This window comes from Nonomuraea sp. C10 (assembly GCF_008017515.1).
Taxonomy (GTDB): domain Bacteria; phylum Actinomycetota; class Actinomycetes; order Streptosporangiales; family Streptosporangiaceae; genus Nonomuraea; species Nonomuraea ferruginea.
This window is the reverse complement of record NZ_VPFF01000001.1, coordinates 1,242,738-1,264,415: the sequence shown is the minus strand read 5'-3', so window position 1 is coordinate 1,264,415 and position 21,678 is coordinate 1,242,738. Positions and strand designations below refer to the sequence as shown.

Genomic DNA, 21,678 nt, shown 5'->3' with positions numbered 1-21,678 from the left:
AGGTTATCGCCCGCCCGGGCCGGTTCCCGATCCCGTCCGGCGCCCTCGGCCCGCTGCCTAGGATCGGAGGTATGGAGAGGATCCTCGTCAGCGCGTGCCTGATGGGCCGCCGGGTCCGCTACGACGGCGGCGCCAAGACCAGCTCCGACGAGCGGCTGGCGGCCTGGCGGCGCGAGGGGCGGCTGGTGGCGTTCTGCCCTGAGGTGCAGGGCGGGCTGCCCGTGCCGCGGCCGGCCGCCGAGATCGAGGGCGGCGCGGGCGGGGCGGCGGTGCTGGACGGGCGGGCCCGGGTGCTGGCCGCCGACGGGTCCGACGTGACGGCCGAGTTCCTGTCGGGGGCGCGGGCCGCGCTGGCCGCCGCCCGCGACGCCGGGGCCCGGCTGGCGGTGCTGAAGGAGGGCAGCCCGTCGTGCGGCACGCTGGCCGTGTACGACGGGACGTTCACCGGCCGTCGCGCCGCGGGCCGGGGCGTGACCACGGCCCTGCTGGAGCGCCACGGCATCCGGGTGTTCGGCGAGGACCACGTCGAGGAGGCCGCCGCCTGCCTGGACGCCCTGGAGTCCTCCGGCGAGGCCGGCTCCGCGTCCCCTCCGCGTCCTGGGTGACGGGCCGGGCGGGGATGCGTCCCGCCCGGCCCTCCGGTTCACTGCCGGGTGATCACCACGTCGTCCACCGCCGCCTCGACGAGGCTCGCGGTGCCCGCGTCGGCCGCCTCGACGACGACGCGCACGGTCTGCCCGGCGAAGGCGGAGACGTCGGCGGTGGCGGTGGCCCAGGCCGCGTCGCGGTCGACGGCCGCGCCGAGCCGCTCCACCACGGTCGCCGTGGTCGTGCCGACGACCCGTACCCGGAAGAAGTCGGCGCTGGTGGCGTTGCTGCCGTGGGCCAGGTACCACGACAGCGACAGCCGGAGCTGGCCGCCTGTCGGGAGCGTGATCGCCGGCGACCTGACGGTGGTCACGCCGCCGTCGATGTCGTACGCGCCGGCGCTCGAACCCGCGAGCGGGCCGGTGACCAGGGCGTTGACGCCGCTCGTGGTGGCGCCGAGCTGCTTGGGGCCGCTGGAGTCGGTGGCCTGCGGGTCGCCGCGCTCCCACACGCCGGTGGTGGCGGTGTCGGTGCCGCCGGGGTTCACCGTCCAGCCGGTGGCGGTCTCGAAGGTGTCGGACCAGACGGGCTGCGGCTGCTCGGCGGTGGCGAGGGTCCAGACGGCGTGCGCGACGGCGTCCGTGTTGCGGTCGAGCGCGGTGTCGCTGATGTTCGCGGTGGTGTCGCAGGAGCGGTGGTAGCAGGGGTCGAACGCCTGCCCGGCGGTGCCGCCCCAGAGCTGCGCCTGGGCGCTGGACTTGATGCCCTCGGCGCCGGTGAACGTGCCGCCCGCCGGGATCCCGGCGCTGATGAACGGCCCGTAGTCGGAGCGGCCGTCGAAGTCGGTGCCCCGGGTGGGCACGCCGATGCCCGCGAAGTAGCTCTGCAGGACCTGCTCCAGCTCGGCCGACCCGGCAGGGCCCGGTCCCGCCCCGGTGCCGTCGGAGTCGTCGCCGTCGTAGATGAAGTAGCCGGCGTTGGGCGAGCCGACCATGTCGAAGTTCAGGTAGCCGCCGATCCTGGCGCGCTCGGCGGCGGGCAGGTTGTTCACGTAGTAGCGGGAGCCGCGCAGCCCCAGCTCCTCGGCGCCCCACCAGGCGAAGCGCAGGTGCCGGTTCGGCTGCAGCCCCTGGCGGGCCACCTCCAGCGCGACTTCGAGGATGGCGGCCGAGCCCGAGCCGTTGTCGTTGATGCCGGGGCCGGCGGTCACGCTGTCGAGGTGGGCGCCGACCATGAGCACGTCGTCCAGGTCGCCGCCGGGCCAGTCGGCGATGACGTTGTAGCCGGTGGCGCCGTTGTAGGTGAACGACTGGAGGGTGGTGGCGTAGCCGGCGGCGTTGAGCAGGTTCCTGACGTAGTTGGCGGAGGCCAGGTAGCCGGGCCTGCCGTGCGCCCGGTTGCCGCCGTTGGCGGTGGCGATGGACTGCAACTGGCTCAGGTGGGCCTTCACGTTCGACAGGGGGATGTCGGGAGCGGCGGCCGCCGCCGCGGCGGGCGCGGTCAGGGCCAGTGGGACGGCGAGCACGACGGCGCAGAGCGCCGGGAGTAACTTCACGGGGTCCTCCGTGGGGGGTGAGAGGGGGAGCGGCGTGGTGCGCCGCTCCCCCGCCGGAGTGTCGGCCGGTGACGGTTACCGGCTGACCTGGTGGTTGTGCCCGTGGTACGGCGCGCCGCGCAGCTGGAGCGGCGCCCCGGCGTTCGTGCGGACGGTCGTGCCGCCCGGCAGGCTGCGGTCGTAGGCGTAGGCCACCGCGGAGTGCACGATGGCTCCCGTGTTGACCAGCAGCGCCTCGGTGCTGACGTTGTCGATCGTGTCGCAGGCCCGGTGGTAGCACGGGTCGTAGGCGGCTCCCGCCGTGCCGCCGTACTTCGCGGCCTCCTCCTCGGTCTTCACGCCCTCGGCGCCGGTGAACAGGCCGCCGGACGGGATGCCGGCCTCGATGAACGGCCCGTAGTCGGAGCGGCCGTCGAAGTCGGTGCCGCCGTGCGGCAGGCGCAGCGCGTCGAAGTACCGCTCGAACGTCGCCTCGATCTCGTCGGAGCCGGGCGGGCCCGCGGGCGCGCCGGTCGCGTCGGAGTCGTCGCCGTCGTAGATCTTGTACGCGTAGTTCGGCGAGCCGATCATGTCGAAGTTCAGGTACAGCTTGATCTTCGCGCGCTCCGCGGCCGGCAGGTTCGCCACGTAGTACTCGGAGCCGATCAGGTTGAGCTCCTCGGCGCCCCACCAGGCGAAGCGCAGCTTGTTGACCGTCGGCAGCTTGGCCATGAGCAGGGCGGTCTCCAGGATGCCCGCGCTGCCGGTGCCGTTGTCGTTGATGCCGGGGCCGGCGGTGACGCTGTCCAGGTGCGCGCCGAACATGACGACGTTGCCCGGGTTACCGCTCCGGGAGTCGGCGATCACGTTGTAGGTGGTGCGGGTCTCGCTCTCGGTGTCGGTGGCCAGGCGCACCACGCTGGTCGTGGCGGCCAGTTCGGCGCCGATCTCGAAGCCGGTGCCGACCACGGGGATCGTGACCGTGGGCACGCCGAGGGTGCCCTGCAAGGTCGCGGTACGGCCTTCCTGGCCCTCGTTGAAGATGATCACCCCGGCGGCGCCCGCGGCCTGGGCGTTCTCCGCCTTGACCCGGAAGTCACAGCTGCCGCGCTGGATCAGCGCGATGTTGCCGGGCGTGAAGCCGGCGAAGTCCGCCGGCTCGCAGCCGGAGGTCGAGCCCGGCTGGGCGGGCGGCGGGATCTGCAGGTCCACGTCCTGCACGGTCGCGGTCACGTCCCCGGCGCCGGAGTACGTCATGGTCGCGAACTCGCCGACCACGCTCCCGTCCGGCGGGGTCGGGGTGTACGTGCGCGGATCGGGTGAGATCCGTTGCATGGTGGCCGTGGAGTTCTGCATGAAGAACGGGAACTCGAACGGCTGGATCGTGACCTTGTAACCCGCCTGGCGCAGCTTGCCCGCCACGTAGTCGCGCGAGGCGTCGTAGCCGGGCGTGCCCGAGGCGCGGGTGCCCCCGTTGGCGTCGGCGATCCGCTGGAACGCCTCCAGGTGCCGGACGACAGGCTTGGCCTTGACCGATCTGGCCAAGGCCGTCGGATCGGGATCCGCCTGTGCCGGGGTGACGAAGGCGAGAGGAAGGGCGAGGGCCACTGCCAGGGTGCCGGCTCGGGCCATGCCCTTGGGGAGGTGGAAGCGCATTCGGCTCCTCCGCAAGGAATCTGGTTGGGACTGACTCCCCCGATTCAAGTCGCGCTGGAACGTTAACCAGAGCAAGGCACCCTGAAAAGACCCAGATATGCGATTTTCAGCCCACTACGTCGTCCTTGGCTGAATCCACGTTGGTCTTCAGCTCCTCCATCACCTTGGCGTACCCCAGGTAGCTGTACCGTTCGGCCGCACGCCACGGGTAGACCTGACCGGCCTTGACCGCGGGCAGCTCGCTCCAGGTCGGCTTCTTCGCCATCTCGCCGGCCTTCATGGACTGGGCCCGGGCGTCCACCAGGATCACGTCGGCCTCGTACTTGTCGGCGTTCTCCCAGCTCAGCACCTCCCAGAAACCGCCCTCGCTCTCCGTCGGACCGGCCGGCGAGACGACGTCGAGGCCCAGTTCCTCGAAGTAGGCCAGGTCGGGGTGGTCGGGCAGGTACGCGACGTACAGGTTGTCGGGGGTGGCCGTGACGACCATGACCTTCAGCCCCGGCCTCGCGGCGGCTGACTCCCTGAGCCGGGCGCTCGCGGCCTCGAAGCGGGACTTGGCCTCGGCGACCGGCGCGGCGTCCAGGTCGGCGCCCAGCGCGGCGGCCAGGCCGGCGTAGCGTTCGATGACCTCGGTGAGCTTCTTGCCGCCGAGCAGGACGCCGAGCGTCGGGGCGACCTGCTCGATGGCGTCCGCGGACTCCTCGGGCACGTACCAGAGCGAGTCCTTCAGGTACATGCCCGAGACGAGCAGGTCGGGCCGGACCGAGATGAACTTCTCGACGTTGAACTCGCCCCACGTGTTGCCGATGGACTCGACGGCGGCGATGTCGACCTCGCCCACCTCGGGGTCGCGCCCGCCGTCCTTGAGCCGGTGCGGGCCGAACACGGCGACCGGGCGCACGCCGAAGTCCCACAGCGCCGCCGCGGAGGCGGACTGGGCCACCACCCGCTCCGGCCGCGCCGGCAGGGAGATCTTCTTGCCGCGATCGTCCGTCCAGCTCCAGGCTTCCTGCGCGGAGGCGGACGGCGCGGACGCGGGCGGCGCCTCCGTCCCGCCGCACGCGGCGGTTCCCAGCAGAGCGGCGACGGCGAGGGCGACGAGTCCCCTACGCGGGACAGTGGCCATGGGGACTCCTCCGGCTTTACCGATGCGTGGTCCGCATATTAGCTTAGGCTTACCTAAGTCGAAAGGGTCACCCGTGCACTCCCCGCGGAACCTTAAGATCGAGCGCAGGGGGTGAGCCGCCGATGCTCCGGGCGATATTCAAGACCGAGGCAGGCAGCACCACGCTGCTGCTCGCCGCCACGATCGTGGCCATGCTCTGGGCCAACTCGCCGTGGGGCGACACCTACGAGGCGTTCTGGCACATTCCAGTCGGGCTCACGTTCGGCGACGCCACGTTCTCCCTCGATCTGCGCCACTGGGTGAACGACGGGCTGATGGCGATCTTCTTCTTCGTCATCGGCCTGGAGATCTCCTACGAGATGCGCCTCGGGCAGATGCGCGACCGCCGGCTGGTCGCCGTGCCGGCCCTCGCCGCGCTCGGCGGGCTGGTCGTCCCCGCGGGCATCTACCTGATGCTCAACGCGGGCGGGCCCGGCGCCGTCGGCTGGGGCGTGCCGATCGCCACCGACACCGCGTTCGTGCTGGGCCTGCTCGCCGTGGTGGGGGCGCGCTGCCCCGACCCGCTGCGGGCCTTCCTGCTCACGCTGGCGATCGTGGACGACGTGCTCGCCATCATGATCATCGCCATCTTCTACACGGCGAGCCTGTCCGTCCCCGCGCTCGTCACCGCGGTGCTGCTGCTCGCCGCGATCATGCTGCTGCGGTGGCTGCGGATCTGGCGCGCGCCCGCGTACATCGTGCTCGGCTTCGCGCTGTGGGTGGCGACGCTGGAGAGCGGCGTGCACCCGACGCTGGTCGGCATCGCGCTCGGCGTGCTGGTTTTCGTGTACGCGCCCAGCGACCGGAAGCTGATCAGGGCCGGCGAGGCCGTGCAGGAGCTGACCTACGCGCCCAACCCGCGGGCGGCCGTGGAGGCGACGCGGCTGGTGCGCATGTCGGTCTCCGTGAACGAACGGCTGCAGCTGCTGCTCCACCCGTGGAGCAGCTACGTGATCGTGCCGATCTTCGCGCTGGCCAACGCCGGCATCCGGCTCGACAGCGAGACCCTGAGCGCGGCGATGACCTCGCCGATCTCCATCGGCGTGGCGCTGGGCCTGCTCGCCGGCAAGCTCCTCGGCATCACCCTCGGCACCTGGCTGCCGCTCCGGCTCAACTGGGGCATCCTGCCGGGCAACCTGGTGTGGGGCCAGCTGCTGGGCGGCGCGGCGGTGTCCGGCATCGGGTTCACGGTCTCGCTGTTCATCGTGGAGCTGGCCTTCGAGGACCCGCTGCTGATCAGCGAGGCCAAGATCGGCATCCTCGCCGGGTCGATCGCCTCGGCGCTGCTCGGCTGGATCATCTTCAAACTGGCGTGGAACCGGGGCGGCGTGTGCGCCCCTCCGGACGCCGCCGCCGAGCCGGAGGAGGAGCGGCCGGAGCTGCTCAGCACGCCGGTCGGCCCCGACGACCACGTGCGCGGCCCGGCGGACGCCGCCGTCACCGTGGTCGAGTACGGCGACTTCGAGTGCCCCTACTGCGGGCGGCTGCACCCGATCCTGGAGGAGCTGCGGCGCCGCCGCCCCGACGTGCGGTTCGTGTTCCGCCACTACCCGCTCCGCGACATGCACCCGCGCGCGCTGGCCGCCGCGCTGGTGGCCGAGGCGGCCGGCCGCGACGGCCGGTTCTGGGAGATGCACGACAAGCTCTACGCCGCCCAGCGCGCCCTCACCGACGCCGACCTCGCGCGTTACGCGGCCGAGCTGAAGGTCGACCTGTCGGCTCCGATCGCCGCCCGCGCCGCCAGGATCGAGCGCGACGAGCGATCAGGCCGGGAAAGCGGGGTACGAGGCACCCCGACCCTGTTCATCAACGGCGTACGCTACCGAGGCAGGCTGGACCTCGCACCGATCATCGAAGCGGTGGAGAAGGCACGCCCCGCCGCCCCCGGGAAAAAGACCCCCTGACGGATGGAGATCTCCGGCATGGCCTCTTCGAACCTCCTCAACGTGCTGCTCGCGATCCTGTCCTGCGCGGTGCCGGGCATCGGCGTCGTGGTAACGGCCATGGGCCGGCGCACCCACGGACGCGCGGCGGTCATCGGCCTGCTGGGCTGCGTCGCGCTGCTGCTGGAGGGCCTGCTCCGGCTCGGCCAGACGATCTTCCTGCGGACCATCGTGGAGAGCGTCGGCCTCCGCGAGGCGGGCGGCGTGCTGGCGTTGCTGGGGCTGGTCTCGTTCGTGCTGGCGACGACGGGCGTCGGCCTCCTGATCTGGGCCGTGGTCGCCCGCCGCACGCCGCAGCCCGCCGCCCCGGGTTGGCAGCAGCCGCAACCCGGCCCCCAGCAGGGCTGGCAGCAGCCCGGCCCGCCCCAGCAGCAGCCCCCGGCCGGCCCGCACCAGAACCCGCAGGCGGGCCCGTACCAGAACCCGAACCCCGGGCCCTACCAGAACCCGCAGGGTTGGCAGCAGCCCCCGTCCTGACCGGTCCGGATGGGACGAAGGCGGCAGATGTGACAATCTTGGAGCACACCCCGCCTCCGAAGGGCATCATGAATCCAGAGCAGCCCGGCGGTCCCGAAGGGGACATGACGATCAGGCGTCGCTGGGACGGCCCGGCCCCGCCCCCGCCGCGGCGGCAGGCGACGCCCCCGCACCCCCTCCCGCCGCCCGCGAACGCGGCACCCCTGTTCCCCCAGCCTCCGCGCATGCCGCCTCTGGAGGACAACCGGACGCAGCGGCTCGACTACACGCCGGACCTGCTGCCCGACGTCGCCTACGAGACCAGGAGGTCCCGGTCGGGCTGGTGGTGGCTGTTCGCGGTGGGCGGCGTCCTGCTGCTGGTGGTGGCGCTGGCCGCGGCCGTGCTGCTGTCGGCCAACTCCTAGGCCCTGGTGAAGTCCATCGTCCAATTGGTCTCCCAGGTCCGCTCGCCGTCGGCCGAGAGCGCCTGCTCCCACCGGCAGGCGTCCGGCCCGAGCACGGTCCAGAGGAACCGGGAGCGCACCGGCGTCCCCTCGTGCAGTTCGTCGGCGTAGAACCGGCCGCGGTCGCCGTCGAAGCCGCCCACCATGGGCGGCAGGTCGAGCGTGCCGGTGCGGCTGCTGGACCAGTAGATGGACCACAGCCTCGTGGCCGGCTCGTACAGCCGCAGCGTCAGCCCGCTGTAGCCGAGGGTGGGGAAGTGGATCTCGTCGAAGTTGGCGGCGCCGCCGAAGTGGCGGGTGCTGGTCGACACGCCCGGGAACTCCTCCCAGTCGTCGCTGCCGGCCAGGCGCTTGACCAGGCGGCGGTTCGCCACGTTCCAGGTGCCTGCGAGGAAGTCGAAGTCGTTCATGCGGAGACGGTAAGGGCGGGTCGCTGACATGTAGTGTCAGTGATGTGCGTGCCTCCCGCCTCGTCTCAATCCTGCTGCTCCTGCAGACGCGGGGCCGGATGACGGCCAGGGAGCTCGCCGAGCGGCTGGAGGTGTCGGTCCGCACGATCTACCGCGACGTGGACTCGCTGCACGCCGCCGGCATCCCGCTCTACGGCGACGCCGGGCCGAGCGGCGGCTACCAGTTGCTCGACGGCTACCGCACCAGGCTGACCGGGCTGACCGCCGACGAGGCCGAGTCGCTGTTCCTGGCCGGGCTGCCGGGCCCGGCGGCCGAGCTGGGGCTGGGCGCCGTCGTGGCGGCCGCCCAGCTCAAGCTGATGGCGGCGCTGCCGGTGGAGCTGCGCGACCGGGCCGGCCGCATCCAGGAGCGCTTCCTGCTGGACGCCCCGGCTTGGTACCGGGATCCGGAGCCGGTCACCCACCTGCCGGCCGTGGCCGAGGCGGTGTGGAACGAGCACCCGCTGCGGGTCCGCTACCGCCGCTGGCGGGCGCCCCAGGAGGTGGAACGCCGGCTGGAGCCGTACGGGCTGGTGGTCAAGGCCGGACGGTGGTATTTGGTGGCCCGCTGCGGCGACGGCGTGCGCACCTACCGGGTGTCGCAAATCCTGGAGCTCCACCCGCTGCCGGGCCGGATCACCCGCCCGGCGGGCTTCGACCTGGCCGTCCACTGGCAGGGCTACCTGGCGGAGTTCGAGGCCAGGCTGCGCCGGAGCGAGGCGGTGGTCCGGCTGTCGCCGTCCGGCCTGGAGCGGCTGCGCGACCTGATGACGCCCGGCGTGGTCGCGGCGGCGAAGGAGACGGCCCAGCCGCCGGACGAGGAGGGCTGGATCACGGTGACGCTGCCCATCGAGTCCGTCGGGCACGCGGTGGCCGAGTTCCTCAGGCTGGGCGCCGACGCCGAGGTGGTCTCCCCTCCGGAGCTGCGCGAGCGGGTCGCCGACACCGCCGAGCGGATCGTCCGCCGCTACCGCGGCTGAACCAGCCGCATCACGTGGAACCGCCGGGTGACCTCGTACCCGGCTCTCGTGTAGAGGTTCCCCGCCGGGCCGGTCTCGCCGGTCCACAGGAACCACGACCCGTGCAGCCCTTCGGCCCGCATCCCGGTCATGGCCGCGTGGAGCAGGATCTTGCCGAGCCCGGTGCCGCGTTCGGCGGGGTCCACACCGAACGGCCCGAACCGCTCCGGGATCCCCCGGTACGCCCCGTACGCCGCGAACCCCACGATGCGCTCCCTCACCGCGACGATCAGCCGCCCCAGGTCGCCCATCCTCCTGATCGCCTCGCCCCAGTCAGGATTGAACACCCCGGCCGCGAACCTGATCAGCTCCGGCAGTTCCCCATCGGCCGGCGCCCGGAACGCGTACCCCTCCCGCTCCCGCGCCGCCCGCAGCTCCCGCACCTCGTCCGGCACCGTGTAGCCGACGAGCGTCCGGTCCATGGCCACCGGCGTGTACAACGTCCGGAAGCCCAGCCTCTCCAGCAACCGGTACGCGTCCGGATAAAGCGCCGCATCCACCCCGGGCAGCACGTAGTTGGGCGTGTACGGGGCGAACTCGACCGTCGTGCGCCCATGCCGCGCCAGGAACGCCAGCGCCTCCTCCACCAGCCGCCGCCCCAGCCCGCGCCCCCGATGCTCCGGCGCCACGAAGAAGAACGGGATCCACCCGGTGCCCGGCTCCAGATCCGTCGACGGGGCCAGCGGAACCAGCCTGCGCACCCCGTACGCGCACCCGGCGAACTCCCCGCCGATCACGGCCACCCGCAGCCCCTCGGGATCGAAGTTGGGATCGAGCAGCACGCAGTCACGCAGCCGGCCGGACGTCGTGGGGTCGGCGGGCATCCCGCGGTTCCAGGCCGCCACGAGCGGCCCCTCATCCCCCGCGGCGAACCCCCGGACCGTGGTCGTCGGATTGATCACCCGGCCATGCTGCCAGAAGGCGGGCCGCCGTCAGACCCGGGTCGGCAGCGGGCCCCCGTGGTAGGTCATCGCGTCGCCGAAGGCGGTGAGCAGATCCACCTCGCCCCCCTCGGCGTCCGCGTACGCCCGGTGCAGGTTGAGCACCAGCCGCTCGGCGTCGTCCCACGCGGCGAACTCGCCCAGGTCGGCCCCCCGCGCCGCCGCCAGCGGAGTGAGCCCGTGCTCGCGCCCCTTCCGCGCGACGTCGAGCACTAACCGGTAGTAGCGCTCGTGCGCCGCCAGGATCCCCGGCAGCGACGCCGCGTCCGCCAACGGCCCGTGCCCCGGCACCACGTGCTCGGCCCCGAACGCCGCCAGCCACTCCAACGACTCCAGCGCACCCCGTACGGACCCCATCATCACCAGCGGCGTCAGCCCGTTGAAGATCAGGTCGCCGGTGAACAGCACCCGCTCCTCGGGCAGCCACGCCACCACGTCGCCCGGCGTGTGCGCCGCGTACCCGGGGTGCCGCAACTCGACCCGCCGCCCGCCCGCGAACACGGTCACCTCGCCGCGGATCGCCACGTCGGGCACCCGCCGCGTGACGTTCCCCCAGTCGGGCACCGGCGTCCAGAACGGCGGGCACCCGTCGATGACGAAGTCCGCCAGCAGCGCCGCCCGCATGGCCTCGTGCCCGAACAGCACGGCGGCCTCGGGAAGCAGGCTGTTGCCGTACGCGTGATCGCCGTGCTGATGGGTGTTGACCGCCATCCGCACCGGCACACCCCCGGTGGCCTCGTCCAGCGCCCCCAGGAACCGCCTGGTCCGCTGCTCGGTGGCGCACGTGTCGACCACGAGGACGGCCCCGTCACCGGCGACGGCGCCCGCGTTGTTCACCCACCAGGTCCCGTCCGGCTGCACCCACGCGAACACCCCGTCCACGACCTGGCGCAACCCCGCCTCCGCGACCGGCTCGCCCATGTCTCCTCCTGCCGAAAGCCCTCCCTCATACTCCCCCGCCCGCCACGGTTTCGCTGGCGTACGGGGCGGTCCATGAGGCAAAGTGAAACAGCGTTTCCCTCAGGAGGTCGTGACGTGCGTTATGTGATCATCGGTTGCGGCAACGTCGGCATGGAGCTGGCCCGCCGCTGGACCGCCGCGGGCCACCGGGTGACCGGCACCACCACCACGCCCGGCCGCGTCGGCGAGCTCCGGGAGGTCTGCTCGGACGTGGCGGTCCTGCGGGGCAGCGACCGGGCGGCCGTCCAGCGGGTGGTCGAGGAGGCCGACGCGGTCGTCCTGACCGTGAGCCCGCGCCTGACCCGTTCCTTCGACGCCGCCCAGCGGGTCGCCGAGTACGCGGACACGCTGACCGCCAGCGCCCGCACCGCCGTCGAGGCGCATCCCCGGGTGGTCTTCACCAGCTCTGTGTCCGTCTACGGCGCCGGCACGGGAGCCGTGGTGGACGAGGACACGCCCGTGACCGGCGACCCCGACGCCTCCCCGCGCAACTTCGCCGCCGCCGAGGCCGCCGTGCTCGCCACGGCCGGCGGGGCGGTCGTGCGCATCCCCGACGTGTACGGGCATCCGCGTGACATGGACTACCCGACGCGCGTCAAGCTCGCCCACGAGATGCTGGGCGGGAGCGTCCCCTTCTCCGCCGAGGCGCTGCTCTACCGGATCGACTACAGGGACGCGGCCGCCGCCCTCGGCTTCGTCGTCGGCGAGGGCCTGACGGGGATCTACAACGCCGTCCCCGATGCCGTCGCGCCCCGGACGAACGCGGAGGTGTTCGGCGAGATCTGCGCCGCCGGAGGGTGGCCGCCGCTGACCTTCCGCGGCGAGATCAGGACGCCGACCGTGCCGGTGAGCTCGGCCAAGCTCCGGGCGGCGGGATTCGCGTTCGCCCGCTGAGGCCGGAGACACGAAAATGCCCCGCCGTGAGGGCGGGGCATCGTTCGTGGAGCTATGGGGATTCGAACCCCAGACCTCCTCCATGCCATGGAGGCGCGCTACCAACTGCGCCATAGCCCCTGATCACCGCTCGCGAGCGGGCCTCCGAGAGCATATAGCCATCCCGGCGATTCGCCTAATCGCACGCCCGTACCGGGAACGGCGAAAGAGACGGCCGCCCGCGTGACGCGAGCGGCCGCTCACGCCGGTTGGCGCCCCTCGGCGTCGGGGCTGTCGTCGCTGCTGATCGGCTCGGGGAGGGTGCCGGCGTTGTGCTCCAGCAGGCGCCAGCCGCTGCGCCCCTCGTGGAGCACGGACCACGAGCAGTTGCCCAGCCCGCCGATGGCGGACCACAGCTCCAGCGGCAGCCTGAGCAGCTCGCAGATGCCGAGCCGCAGCGCCGCGCCGTGGGAGGCCACGACGAGCAGCCCGTCGTCGTCGAGCTTGGCCGCCCAGCGCCGCATGGCGGCGGCGACCCGGACGGCGACGTCGGTCACGGCCTCGCCGCCGGGGGCCTCCCAGGCGACGTACTCGCGCGGCCAGCGTTCGGCGATCTCCTGGCGGGTCAGGCCCTCCCACTCGCCGCCGCCCCGCTCGCGGAAGTCCTTGTCGACGGCCACCTCGATGCCGGTGACGCGGCCGAGGGCGAGGGCGGTGTCGTTGGCCCGCTGGAGGTCGGAGGACACGATGAGAGTCGGCCGCAGCGAGGCGAGCAGGGACGCCGCCCTGGCCGCCTGGGCCTGGCCGGTCTCGTCGAGCGGGATGTCGGAATGGCCCTGGAAACGGTGTTCGACGTTCCACAGGGTCTGCCCATGACGGAGGCAGACGATGCGTCTGCTCAAGTGCGGGCCCTTTGGATGTTGGCCTGCATGACGCTCTCCGGCAGGGAAATGGCCGGGCAGTCCTTCCACAGCCGCTCCAGGGCGTAGAAGGTGCGGTCTTCCTCGTGCTGGACGTGCACGACGATGTCCATGTAGTCGAGGAGGACCCAGCGGCCCTCGCGCTCGCCCTCGCGGCGCACCGGTTTGGCGTCGGCCTCGGTGCGCAGCCTCTCCTCGATCTCGTCGACGATGGCGCGGACCTGGCGGTCGTTGGTGGCGGAGCAGAGCAGGAAGGCGTCGGTGATGACGAGCTGCTCGCTGACGTCGTAGGCGAGGATGTCTTCGGCCAGCTTGTCGGCGGCGGCCTCGGCGGCGATGCGCACGAGCTGGACGGCGGTGTCAGATGCTGTCACGGTGCGGGTCGGACCTCCTGAGTCGGCAACATGCCCTATATGGAGGGTACCCGTTACGGCCGTCCTGCCCCACGTACGGCACTACTTCACTCGTGCGAGCGGTAGAGGTCGCGCTTGTTGATGTACTGGACGATCCCGTCGGGCACGAGATACCAGATCGGCTCCCCTTTGGCCACGCGCTGCCTGCACTCCGACGACGAGATGGCCAGCGCCGGGATCTCCAGCAGCGTTACTCTGCCCTCGGGCAGCCCGGGGTCGTGCAGGTGGTGCCCCGGCCTGGTGCAGCCGACGAAGTGGGCCAGCTGGAAGAGCTCGTCGGCGTTCTGCCAGTCGAGGATGGCGCCGAGCGCGTCGGCGCCGGTGATGAAGAACAGCTCCACCTGCGGCCCGTAGATCTCCGAGATGTCGCGCAGGGTGTCGATGGTGAACGTGGGCCCGGGGCGGTCGATGTCCACCCTGCTGACGGAGAAGCGCGGGTTCGACGCGGTCGCGATGACGGTCATCAGGTAACGGTCCTCGGGCGCGGACACCTCGCGCTCCGACTTCTGGTACGGCCTGCCGGTGGGCACGAACACGACCTCGTCGAGCTCGAAATGATGGGCCGCCTCGCTGGCGGCGACCAGGTGCCCGTGGTGGATCGGGTCGAACGTGCCGCCCATGACTCCCACGCGTCGCTTCCCCTGCATACCAGGCGCGTTCATCATGAAACGGACCTTACGCGGAAGCCTCCACAAGACATCACGGCACCCCCCTTCACGATGGCCGCGCATACCTCCCGTCGCGGACGTAGCATGCCGGGCATGACGACCACCCCGGACCGCAGCCGCGTCCAACTGCCCGGCATCTCGTCCCGTGCCTACGAACACCCCGCAGACCGGTCGGCTCTGGTCGCTCTGCGCAAGTTGAGCGGGTTCGACACGGTTCTCAAGCAGATGTCCGGCCTAGTCAGCGAGCGGCGCCTTCGCCTCATGTACCTCGCCTCTGCCGTGCGGGTGAGCGAGACCCAGTTCCGCTCCCTCTACGACATGGGCCGCGACGCCGCCTACGTCCTCGACCTGCACCGGATCCCGGAGATCTACGTCCAGCAGGACCCGCAGGTCCAGGCCAAGGCCATCGGCTTCGACGACCCGTTCATCGTCGTGACCACCGGCCTGCTCAACCTCATGAACGAGGAGGAGCAGCGCTTCGTCATCGGCCACGAGACGTCCCACATCCTGTCGGGCCACGCCGTCTACCGGACGATGCTCGACATCCTCACCCGCCTCGCGGCCCGCGTCGCCTGGATCCCGCTCGGCTACATCGGCCTGCGCGCGATCGTGGCCGGACTGGAGGAGTGGTACCGGAAGTCCGAGCTGTCCTCCGACCGCGGCGGCCTGCTCACCGGCCAGGACCCGGAGGCCGCCAAGCGCGCGCTGATGAAGCTCGCCGGCGGCGACTACACGCACGAGATGAACATCGAGGCGTTCCTGGAGCAGTACGCCGAGTACGACACCGCCGGCGACCTGCGCGACGGCTTCCTCAAGGTGCTCAACCTGCTCGGCACCACCCACCCGTTCGCCGTGGTCCGCGTGGCCGAGCTCGACAAGTGGCAGCGCAGCGGCGAGTACGACCGCATCATCGGCGGCGACTACCCGCGCCGCGAGGACGACCCCAACGCCCGCGTCAGCGAAGAGGTGAAGGCCGCCGCCGAGTCCTACCGCAGGTCCTGGTCGGAGTCCCAGGACCCGTTCATCGGCGTGCTCCGCGACGTGGCCGAGGGCGCGGTCAACGCCGGCGAGCGGATCTTCAACCGGTTCGCGCGCCGCGACGGCTGACCGTCACAGCAGCAGGGCGATCGCGCGCACGGCAGCCGCGCACAGGGCGACGAACCCGCCCAGCACGGCCAGTGCGCGCAGCCCTTCCCTGCGCAGCTCGGGCAGCCGGGCGCCGACCCGCTCGATCTCGCGCCCGGTGATGCCGCCGCACAGCATGCCGAACACCACGGCGGCGGCGGTGACCGGAGCGGGCTGCTGCCACCAGGTCGAGTCGATGTGACCGCCGCCGGTGATCCACAGCGCTCCGCCGGCCGCGACGGCGACGGGCGCCCCCGGCCAGACGGCGGCGCTGGCCAGCGCTCCGGACAGCGCGAACGGGAGCGTCACCGCCCTCATGGTGGCCCGCAGCCACCCTTCGGCGTGGTTGCGCACCATCCAGTGGCTCATCCACAGCGCCCTGGTCAGCACCACGAACACGGCCGTGATGCCGATGGAGGCGATCGGCCACATCACCGACGCCACCACGCACGGCACGGCCAGGACGGCGAGCAGCAGCAGCGCCGTGTTCCCGGCTGGCAGCGTGGTGGCCCCTTCGGCCCTGCTCTTGACGCCCTTGGCCACGCTCTGCGTCCTCGTGCGGGTCCGCGCCGCCGTCTGCGCCCTGGCCCGCACGGCGCCCTCGCCGCTCCGCCCGCGCCCGGTCGTCCCGTCGCTCTTGCCGCGCCCCGCGGCCCCGTCGGCCCGCCCACGGCCGGTGGCCCCGTCGGTCTTCCCATGCCCCACGGCGCCGTCGGCCCGCCCGCGTCCGGCGGCCCCGTCGCTCTTCCCCCGTCCCGCCGCGCCGTCAGCCCGCCCACGTCCGGCGGTCCCGTCGGCCCGGCCCCGGCCCGTCCCCTCGTCCGTGGCGCGCCCGCGCGGCGCGGGCACCTCTCCGGCACGCCCCCGCGCCCCGTCGGCACGCGCAGCCGCCTCACCCGTACGAGACCGCGACGGCGCACTGTCAGCCGAGCGCCCGCGCACCCCCTCCGCACGCGCGGCCACCTCACCCGCACGGGACCGCGGCGGCACGCTGTCTCCCGAACGCCCGCGTCCTCCCTCAGCACGCGACGCCGCCCCTTCACCTGTGCGGGACCGAGGCGGCACGCTGTCGCCTGAACGCCCGCGCGGCGCGGGCACCTCTCCGGAACGCCCCCGAGCCGCCGGCTCGGAGCCACGGCCGCGGGGCGACGGGACGTTGCCCCCGGGGCGCGAGGCGTCCCCCGGCTCACCGGCGCCGGCGTCCGGGTCGTCGAGACCGCTCGCCTTGACCAGCCGGGCCAGCCGGTCGGCCAGCAACGCGGCGGTGGGCCGCTTGCGCGGCTCCCGGTTGAGCGCCGCCCGCACCAGCGGCAGCAGCTCCACCGGCACGCCCTTGAGGTCGGCCTGCCCGTTGAGCACCGCGTACATCTGCGCCTCGGCGGTCCCCCGCCCGAACGCGGGCCGCCCGGTCGCCGCGAACGCCACCGTCGCCGCCCACGCGTGCACATCGGCGGGCGAGTCCACCTGCTCGTCGGCGAAGATCTCCGGGGCGGTGTAGCCGGGGGTGCCGAGGAAGGTGCCGGTCAGGGTGAGCCGGGTGGCGTCGTGCACCTGGGCGATGCCGAAGTCGATGAGCACCGGCCCGCCGGCGCCCATGATGATGTTGGCCGGCTTGAGGTCGCGGTGCACCACCCCGGCGGCGTGGATGATGGCCAGGGCCGCGGCGATGCCCTGCGCGAGCCGTACCAGCTCCGCCAGGTCGAGGGCCCCGTCCTGGCGCACCCGCTCCAGCAGGGTGACACCCTCGATGTGCTCCATCACCAGGTAGGGGCGGTCGCAGGACAGGTCGGCGTCGAGCACGCGCGCGACATAGGGGCTCTCGACCCGGCGCAGTGCCCGGACCTCGCGTTCGAGCCGGATGCGTGCGGCGTCGTTCTCGGTCAGGTCGTGCAGGACCTTGACCGCGACGCGCTCGCCACGGCGGGCGCTGGCGAGGTACACCTCGCCCATGCCACCCCGGCCGAGCCTCTCGAGCAGGGTGTACGGCCCGACCTTGCCGAGCTTGCTCACCGTCCCTCCCCGCTCGGCGCGCCCATAAGGGACACAACCCTAGCGCTGTGAAAGGTGTGGACGCCTGAGGCACGCCGAAACTTCTATCTGCCGACTCCGATCACGACAGCAGCTTGTCGAGCTCGGCCCTGGGCTCGCGCCCGAGATCCCTGCGCCCCTTCCTGCGCCAGTTGACGTGACCGTGGCTCTCCAGCCAGAGCATCAGCCGGTCGGCGCCGAACAGCACGGCGGCCGCGAACGCGAGGGCGATGACGATCTCCATGCGCCCAGTCAAGGAGGCGCGCGCGGGGCCGCGGGCGCCGACACGCCGCCCGCGACCCGATCACGTCACTGTCCTGACTTGGCGATGACCGTGCCCTCGGCGGTGCGCAGCTGGCCCTCGCCGGTGTAGACCCACTTGGTGGAGGTCAGCTCGGGCAGGCCCATCGGCCCGCGCGCGTGCAGCTTCTGCGTGGAGATGCCGATCTCGGCGCCGAACCCGAACTCGCCGCCGTCGGTGAACCGGGTCGAGGCGTTGACCGCCACCGCGGCCGAGTCGACCAGCGACACGAACCGCCGGGCCGCCTGCTGGGACCGGGTGACGATGGCGTCGGTGTGGCCGGACCCGTAACGCCGGATGTGGGCCACCGCGTCCTCCAGCGAGTCGACGACCGCGGCCGCGATGTCGAGCGAGAGGTACTCGGCGGTGAAGTCGTCCTCGGTGGCCGGCACCACGTCGTCGCCGTAGCGGGCCACGCGCGCGTCGCCGTGGACGGTCACCCCGGCCGCCTTCAGCGCTTCCAGCGCCCGGGGCACGAACGCGTCGGCCGCGTCGGCGTGCACCAGGAACGTCTCGGCCGCGTTGCACACCGACGGCCGCTGCGCCTTGGCGTTGACCAGGATCTCCACGGCCAGGTCGAGGTCGGCGCCGGCGTCGACGTACACGTGGCAGTTGCCCGTGCCGGTCTCGATGACCGGGACGGTGGACTCCTCCACGACCGAGTTGATCAGCGACGCGCCGCCGCGCGGGATGAGCACGTCGACCAGCCCGCGGGCGCGCATCAGCGTCTTGACCGAGTCGCGGGTGAGGCCCGGCACGAGCTGTACGGCCCCGGACGGCACCTCGGTGGCCGCCAGCGCCTCCTGCATCACCTTCACCAGGGCGGTGTTGGAGCTGTAGGCGCTGGAGGAGCCGCGCAGCAGCACCGCGTTGCCGCTCTTGAGGCAGAGCGCGGCGGCGTCGACGGTGACGTTGGGGCGGCCCTCGTAGATGATGCCGATGACACCGAGCGGCACCCTGAGCTGACGCAGCTCCAGCCCGTTGGGCAGGGTGGAGCCGCGCACCACCTCGCCCACCGGGTCGGGCAGGTCGGCCACCTGGCGCACGGCCTCGGCGATGGCGGCCACCCGGCCCTCGTCGAGCCGCAGCCGGTCGATCATGGCCTCGGCGGTGCCCTGCGCCCTGGCCTGCTCCACGTCCGCGGCGTTGGCCTCGACGATCTCGGCGGCATGCGCCACCAGGGCGTCGGCGACGGCGCGCAGGGCCCGGTCCTTGGGCGCCCGCGGCAGCGGGGCCAGCTCGGCGGCGGCCTCTCGTGCCGCGTGGGCGACCTTCAGGAACTCTGTGTTCATGCTTATTTGCTCTCCGTTTGATTGCTCCGCTGCGCTCCGCGGCGAAGGGCTCCTCAAGCCTCGCTCTTCCCTCGTCACTCCGGTCGCTTCGCTCCCTGCGTTCCTCAGTCCAGAGCGAGGCGAGCCCTTCGCAAAACCGGACGTGCCCCTTGGTGCGTCAGCCGTGGGAATCTGTTATCCAGTCAGCCTTGGGACTTTGTGTCTCGGTCGGCCTTGGGACTCCAGTATTCCGGTCAGCTTTGGGGTTCCAGTATGACGATGTCGTCTCGGTGGATCAGTTCGCGTTCGTACTCTGGGCCCAGTTCGGTGGCCAGGTCGCGGGTGGAGCGGCCGAGGAGGCCTGGGATCTCCATCGCGTCGAAGTTGACCAGGCCGCGTGCCACCACGCGGCCGCGCGGTCCGCACAGGTCGACCGGGTCGCCGGCGGCGAACTCGCCCTCGACGGAGGTCACCCCGGCCGGCAGCAGGGACTTGCGCCGGGTGACGACGGCCTCGACCGCGCCGGCGTCGAGGTGGAGCCGGCCGCGCCCGGTGGTGGCGTGGGCCAGCCACAGCAGGCGCGTGCCCGGATGGCGGCCCTGGGGATGGAAGAAGGTGCCGACGTCGTCTCCGGCCAGCGCGTGCGCGGCGTGGGCGGCGGCGGTCAGCACGACCGGCACGCCCGCGCCGGTGGCGATCCTGGCCGCCTGGACCTTGGTGATCATGCCGCCGGTGCCGACGGCGCCGCCCTTGCCGAGCTGGACGCCGACCAGGTCCTCGGGCCCGCGGATCTCCGCCAGCCGCCGCGCGCCCGGCCGGCTCGGCGGGCCGTCGTAGAGCGCGTCGACGTCGGACAGCAGGATCAGCGCGTCGGCCCGGATGAGATGGCTGACCAGCGCGGCCAGCCGGTCGTTGTCGCCGAAGCGGATCTCGTCGGTGGCGACGGTGTCGTTCTCGTTGACGATGGGCACGATGTCGAGCTCCAGCAGCCGGTCGAGGGTGCGCTGGGCGTTGACGTGGTGGGTGCGCCGCATCATGTCGTCGGCGGTCAGCAGCACCTGGCCGACGCGCAGCCCGTACCGGGCGAAGGAGGAGGTGTAGCGGGCGACCAGCACGCCCTGCCCGACGGACGCCGCCGCCTGCTGCGTGGCCAGGTCACGCGGTCGCGCGGGCAGCCCGAGCGGGCCCAGGCCCGCCGCGATGGCGCCCGACGACACCAGCACGAGCTGCGTGCCGGCCCGGCGGCGCGCGGCGAGCACGTCGACGAGCGCGTCGACCCGGTCGACGTCGATCATGCCCTGGGGGGTCGTGAGCGACGACGAGCCGATCTTGACGACGACCTTCGACGCTGAACCGATCTGTTCCCGCACGTCCAAACCCTATCCGAGCCCGCCAAACGGTTTATCCGAGGCGGCTGTCGGTGCCGCGCGGCCCCTGGCGGACCGCCTCGGCGTTGAGCGTCGGCTGCCAGTCGAAGATGTAACCGCCCTCCATCGGCCCGATCACCACCTCGACCCCGGCGGTGGCGCCGGCCTTGGCGAGCTCCTCCTCGACGCCGAGCCGCTCCAGCCGGTCGGCCAGGTAGCCGACGGCCTCGTCGTTGCTGAAGTCGGTCTGCCTGATCCACCGCTCCGGCTTCTCGCCGGTCACCTGGAACAGGTCGTCGTTGACCTTGCGCACCTTGAACCCGGCCTCGCCGAGCTGCTTGGGCCTGATGACGAGCCTGGTCGGCTCCTCGACGGGCTTGGCGGCGCGGGCTGCGGCCACCCACTCGCCCATCGCGTACGTGAGCTCGCGCAGCCCTTCGTGGGCCGCCGCCGACACGGTGAACACCCGCAGCCCGCGCTCCTCGAACTCGGGCCGTACGAGGTCGGCCAGGTCACGGGCGTCGGGCACGTCGGCCTTGTTGAGCACGACCATGCGCGGCCGGTCCTCCAGCTTGCCGTAGGCGTGCAGCTCCGCCTCGATCACCTCGTAGTCGGTGACGGGGTCGCGGCCCGGCTCCATGGTGGCGCAGTCGATGACGTGCACGAGCATGTCGCACCGCTCGACGTGGCGCAGGAACTCGTGGCCGAGCCCCTTGCCCTCGGACGCGCCGGGGATCAGGCCGGGCACGTCGGCCACGGTGAAGACGTTGTCGCCCGCGGTGACCACGCCCAGGTTGGGGATCAGGGTGGTGAACGGGTAGTCGGCGATCTTCGGCTTGGCCGCGCTGAGGGCGGCGATCAGCGACGACTTGCCCGCGCTGGGGAAGCCGACCAGCGCCACGTCGGCGACGCTCTTCAGCTCCAGCATCACGTCCAGCGCGTCGCCCGGCTCGCCCAGCAGCGCGAACCCGGGCGCCTTCCGCTTGGTGCTGGCCAGCGCGGCGTTGCCGAGGCCGCCGTGGCCGCCGCCGGCGATCACGTAACGGGTGCCGGCGCCGACCAGGTCGATGAGCACCTCACCGGTCGCCGCGTCCTTGACCACGGTGCCGTTGGGCACCGGCAGCACCACGTCGCCCCCGTTGGCGCCGTCGCGGTTGGAGCCCTGCCCCTGCTTGCCGTTGCCGGCCTTGCGGTGCGGGCGGCGGTGGTAGTCGAGCAGGGTGGCGGTGTTGGGGTCGACCTCCAGGATGACGTCCCCGCCCCGACCGCCGTTGCCGCCGTCGGGGCCGCCGAGCGGCTTGAACTTCTCCCGGTGGATGGAGGCGCAGCCGTTCCCCCCGTCACCGGCCCTGACATGCAGGATCACCTGGTCCACGAAGTCCGGCATTCAGCTCTTCTCCTCCATAGGCCCGCGTACGGGCACACCATCACATCCAGCCGAGCACCCTCAGGAAACGGGTACCTCCGCCCCCTCAGACGAACGGGCTCCGCAGAGGTGCCCCGCCGATCGGCCGCTCCCCCGTACGAGGATCCGGCC

General features: G+C 72.5%; 21 protein-coding genes and 1 tRNA gene. 7 read left to right on the top strand and 15 right to left on the bottom strand.

The genetic code is table 11. The features are described from left to right. Window positions 1–71: 71 nt before the first annotated feature. Window positions 72–605, top strand: coding sequence for a DUF523 domain-containing protein (locus tag FR742_RS05940; RefSeq protein ID WP_148029996.1), 534 nt, complete (start codon window positions 72–74; stop codon window positions 603–605). A 38-nt stretch (window positions 606–643) separates the two neighbouring features. Here FR742_RS05940 and FR742_RS05935 read toward each other — a convergent pair whose 3' ends face one another. The 3 genes from FR742_RS05935 to FR742_RS05925 all read right to left on the bottom strand — a co-directional run bounded on the left by FR742_RS05935 (window position 644) and on the right by FR742_RS05925 (window position 4,904). After that, complete coding sequence (locus FR742_RS05935) at window positions 644–2,143, bottom strand: M28 family metallopeptidase (protein ID WP_148029995.1); 1,500 nt, start codon at window positions 2,141–2,143, stop codon at window positions 644–646. A 75-nt stretch (window positions 2,144–2,218) separates the two neighbouring features. Next, entirely contained in the window at window positions 2,219–3,778 is a 1,560-nt protein-coding gene (locus FR742_RS05930; RefSeq protein ID WP_148029994.1) for a M28 family metallopeptidase, read from the bottom strand. Between the two features lie 106 nt (window positions 3,779–3,884). Then, entirely contained in the window at window positions 3,885–4,904 is a 1,020-nt protein-coding gene (locus FR742_RS05925; RefSeq protein ID WP_148029993.1) for an ABC transporter substrate-binding protein, read from the bottom strand. Between the two features lie 122 nt (window positions 4,905–5,026). Here FR742_RS05925 and nhaA point away from each other — a divergent pair, with 122 nt between their 5' ends. From nhaA to FR742_RS05910, 3 genes are all read left to right on the top strand, one after another. Continuing rightward, window positions 5,027–6,847 carry a Na+/H+ antiporter NhaA gene (nhaA, locus tag FR742_RS05920; RefSeq protein WP_148029992.1) on the top strand — a complete coding sequence of 607 codons (1,821 nt, stop codon included), beginning with the start codon at window positions 5,027–5,029 and terminating at the stop codon, window positions 6,845–6,847. Window positions 6,848–6,865: 18 nt separating this feature from the next. Beyond that, window positions 6,866–7,363 carry a hypothetical protein gene (locus tag FR742_RS05915; RefSeq protein ID WP_148029991.1) on the top strand — a complete coding sequence of 166 codons (498 nt, stop codon included), beginning with the start codon at window positions 6,866–6,868 and terminating at the stop codon, window positions 7,361–7,363. Between the two features lie 104 nt (window positions 7,364–7,467). Continuing rightward, window positions 7,468–7,767 (top strand): hypothetical protein, encoded by a 300-nt coding sequence (locus FR742_RS05910; RefSeq protein ID WP_148029990.1) that lies wholly within the window; start codon window positions 7,468–7,470, stop codon window positions 7,765–7,767. On the opposite strand, the gene FR742_RS05905 is transcribed toward FR742_RS05910, so the two are convergent. Next, window positions 7,764–8,216, bottom strand: a complete 453-nt coding sequence (locus tag FR742_RS05905; protein ID WP_148029989.1) for a hypothetical protein — start codon at window positions 8,214–8,216, stop codon at window positions 7,764–7,766. The two genes, FR742_RS05910 and FR742_RS05905, sit on opposite strands and share 4 nt — an antisense overlap. 44 nt (window positions 8,217–8,260) lie before the next feature. Here FR742_RS05905 and FR742_RS05900 point away from each other — a divergent pair, with 44 nt between their 5' ends. After that, window positions 8,261–9,235, top strand: coding sequence for a YafY family protein (locus FR742_RS05900; protein ID WP_148029988.1), 975 nt, complete (start codon window positions 8,261–8,263; stop codon window positions 9,233–9,235). On the opposite strand, the gene FR742_RS05895 is transcribed toward FR742_RS05900, so the two are convergent. Both FR742_RS05895 and FR742_RS05890 read right to left on the bottom strand, forming a co-directional pair. After that, the gene (locus tag FR742_RS05895; protein ID WP_222708849.1) at window positions 9,223–10,176 is read right to left on the bottom strand and encodes a GNAT family N-acetyltransferase; all 954 of its coding nucleotides are present in this window, start codon (window positions 10,174–10,176) and stop codon (window positions 9,223–9,225) included. The genes FR742_RS05900 and FR742_RS05895 overlap by 13 nt on opposite strands. A 30-nt stretch (window positions 10,177–10,206) precedes the next feature. Next, window positions 10,207–11,136, bottom strand: a complete 930-nt coding sequence (locus FR742_RS05890; protein ID WP_148029987.1) for an MBL fold metallo-hydrolase — start codon at window positions 11,134–11,136, stop codon at window positions 10,207–10,209. A 114-nt stretch (window positions 11,137–11,250) separates the two neighbouring features. Between FR742_RS05890 and FR742_RS05885 the strand changes: the two genes are divergently transcribed. Beyond that, window positions 11,251–12,069, top strand: coding sequence for an NAD-dependent epimerase/dehydratase family protein (locus FR742_RS05885; RefSeq protein WP_187281014.1), 819 nt, complete (start codon window positions 11,251–11,253; stop codon window positions 12,067–12,069). Between the two features lie 47 nt (window positions 12,070–12,116). Here the strand turns inward: FR742_RS05885 and FR742_RS05880 are convergent. The 4 genes from FR742_RS05880 to nadD form a co-directional block, all read right to left on the bottom strand. Then, window positions 12,117–12,189, bottom strand: a tRNA-Ala gene (locus FR742_RS05880). A gap of 119 nt (window positions 12,190–12,308) precedes the next feature. After that, window positions 12,309–12,950 (bottom strand): histidine phosphatase family protein, encoded by a 642-nt coding sequence (locus FR742_RS05875; RefSeq protein ID WP_148029985.1) that lies wholly within the window; start codon window positions 12,948–12,950, stop codon window positions 12,309–12,311. After that, entirely contained in the window at window positions 12,947–13,342 is a 396-nt protein-coding gene (gene rsfS / locus FR742_RS05870; protein WP_148029984.1) for a ribosome silencing factor, read from the bottom strand. The genes FR742_RS05875 and rsfS overlap by 4 nt, the downstream gene beginning before the upstream one ends. A gap of 86 nt (window positions 13,343–13,428) precedes the next feature. Beyond that, the gene (gene nadD / locus FR742_RS05865; protein WP_148029983.1) at window positions 13,429–14,046 is read right to left on the bottom strand and encodes a nicotinate-nucleotide adenylyltransferase; all 618 of its coding nucleotides are present in this window, start codon (window positions 14,044–14,046) and stop codon (window positions 13,429–13,431) included. Between the two features lie 96 nt (window positions 14,047–14,142). On the opposite strand from nadD, the gene FR742_RS05860 reads away from it, so the two are divergent. Then, window positions 14,143–15,156 (top strand): M48 family metallopeptidase, encoded by a 1,014-nt coding sequence (locus FR742_RS05860; protein ID WP_148029982.1) that lies wholly within the window; start codon window positions 14,143–14,145, stop codon window positions 15,154–15,156. A gap of 3 nt (window positions 15,157–15,159) precedes the next feature. Here the strand turns inward: FR742_RS05860 and FR742_RS05855 are convergent, their stop codons facing one another. From FR742_RS05855 to obgE, 5 genes are all read right to left on the bottom strand, one after another. Next, window positions 15,160–17,184 (bottom strand): serine/threonine protein kinase, encoded by a 2,025-nt coding sequence (locus FR742_RS05855; RefSeq protein ID WP_148029981.1) that lies wholly within the window; start codon window positions 17,182–17,184, stop codon window positions 15,160–15,162. A gap of 100 nt (window positions 17,185–17,284) precedes the next feature. Continuing rightward, complete coding sequence (locus FR742_RS44345; protein WP_187281013.1) at window positions 17,285–17,446, bottom strand: hypothetical protein; 162 nt, start codon at window positions 17,444–17,446, stop codon at window positions 17,285–17,287. A gap of 65 nt (window positions 17,447–17,511) precedes the next feature. Continuing rightward, on the bottom strand, window positions 17,512–18,795 hold the full coding sequence (locus tag FR742_RS05850) for a glutamate-5-semialdehyde dehydrogenase (protein WP_148029980.1): 1,284 nt from the start codon (window positions 18,793–18,795) through the stop codon (window positions 17,512–17,514). A 233-nt stretch (window positions 18,796–19,028) separates the two neighbouring features. After that, a complete protein-coding gene (gene proB, locus FR742_RS05845) occupies window positions 19,029–20,144 on the bottom strand; it encodes a glutamate 5-kinase (RefSeq protein ID WP_396989217.1) in 1,116 nt (371 codons plus the stop codon). Window positions 20,145–20,175: 31 nt separating this feature from the next. Continuing rightward, window positions 20,176–21,528 (bottom strand): GTPase ObgE, encoded by a 1,353-nt coding sequence (obgE, locus tag FR742_RS05840; RefSeq protein WP_148029978.1) that lies wholly within the window; start codon window positions 21,526–21,528, stop codon window positions 20,176–20,178. Window positions 21,529–21,678: the final 150 nt, after the last annotated feature.

Bases quoted from the DNA above. Each gene is read 5' to 3' on its own strand.
- FR742_RS05860 (WP_148029982.1), top strand. From the start codon at position 14,143: ATGACGACCACCCCGGACCGCAGCCGCGTCCAACTGCCCGGCATCTCG.
- nhaA (WP_148029992.1), top strand. From the start codon at position 5,027: ATGCTCCGGGCGATATTCAAGACCGAGGCAGGCAGCACCACGCTGCTG.
- FR742_RS05850 (WP_148029980.1), bottom strand. From the start codon at position 18,795: ATGAACACAGAGTTCCTGAAGGTCGCCCACGCGGCACGAGAGGCCGCC.
- FR742_RS05915 (WP_148029991.1), top strand. From the start codon at position 6,866: ATGGCCTCTTCGAACCTCCTCAACGTGCTGCTCGCGATCCTGTCCTGC.
- FR742_RS05940 (WP_148029996.1), top strand. From the start codon at position 72: ATGGAGAGGATCCTCGTCAGCGCGTGCCTGATGGGCCGCCGGGTCCGC.
- nadD (WP_148029983.1), bottom strand. From the start codon at position 14,046: ATGATGAACGCGCCTGGTATGCAGGGGAAGCGACGCGTGGGAGTCATG.
- obgE (WP_148029978.1), bottom strand. From the start codon at position 21,528: ATGCCGGACTTCGTGGACCAGGTGATCCTGCATGTCAGGGCCGGTGAC.
- FR742_RS05910 (WP_148029990.1), top strand. From the start codon at position 7,468: ATGACGATCAGGCGTCGCTGGGACGGCCCGGCCCCGCCCCCGCCGCGG.
- FR742_RS44345 (WP_187281013.1), bottom strand. From the start codon at position 17,446: ATGGAGATCGTCATCGCCCTCGCGTTCGCGGCCGCCGTGCTGTTCGGC.
- FR742_RS05930 (WP_148029994.1), bottom strand. From the start codon at position 3,778: ATGCGCTTCCACCTCCCCAAGGGCATGGCCCGAGCCGGCACCCTGGCA.
- FR742_RS05925 (WP_148029993.1), bottom strand. From the start codon at position 4,904: ATGGCCACTGTCCCGCGTAGGGGACTCGTCGCCCTCGCCGTCGCCGCT.
- FR742_RS05905 (WP_148029989.1), bottom strand. From the start codon at position 8,216: ATGAACGACTTCGACTTCCTCGCAGGCACCTGGAACGTGGCGAACCGC.
- FR742_RS05890 (WP_148029987.1), bottom strand. From the start codon at position 11,136: ATGGGCGAGCCGGTCGCGGAGGCGGGGTTGCGCCAGGTCGTGGACGGG.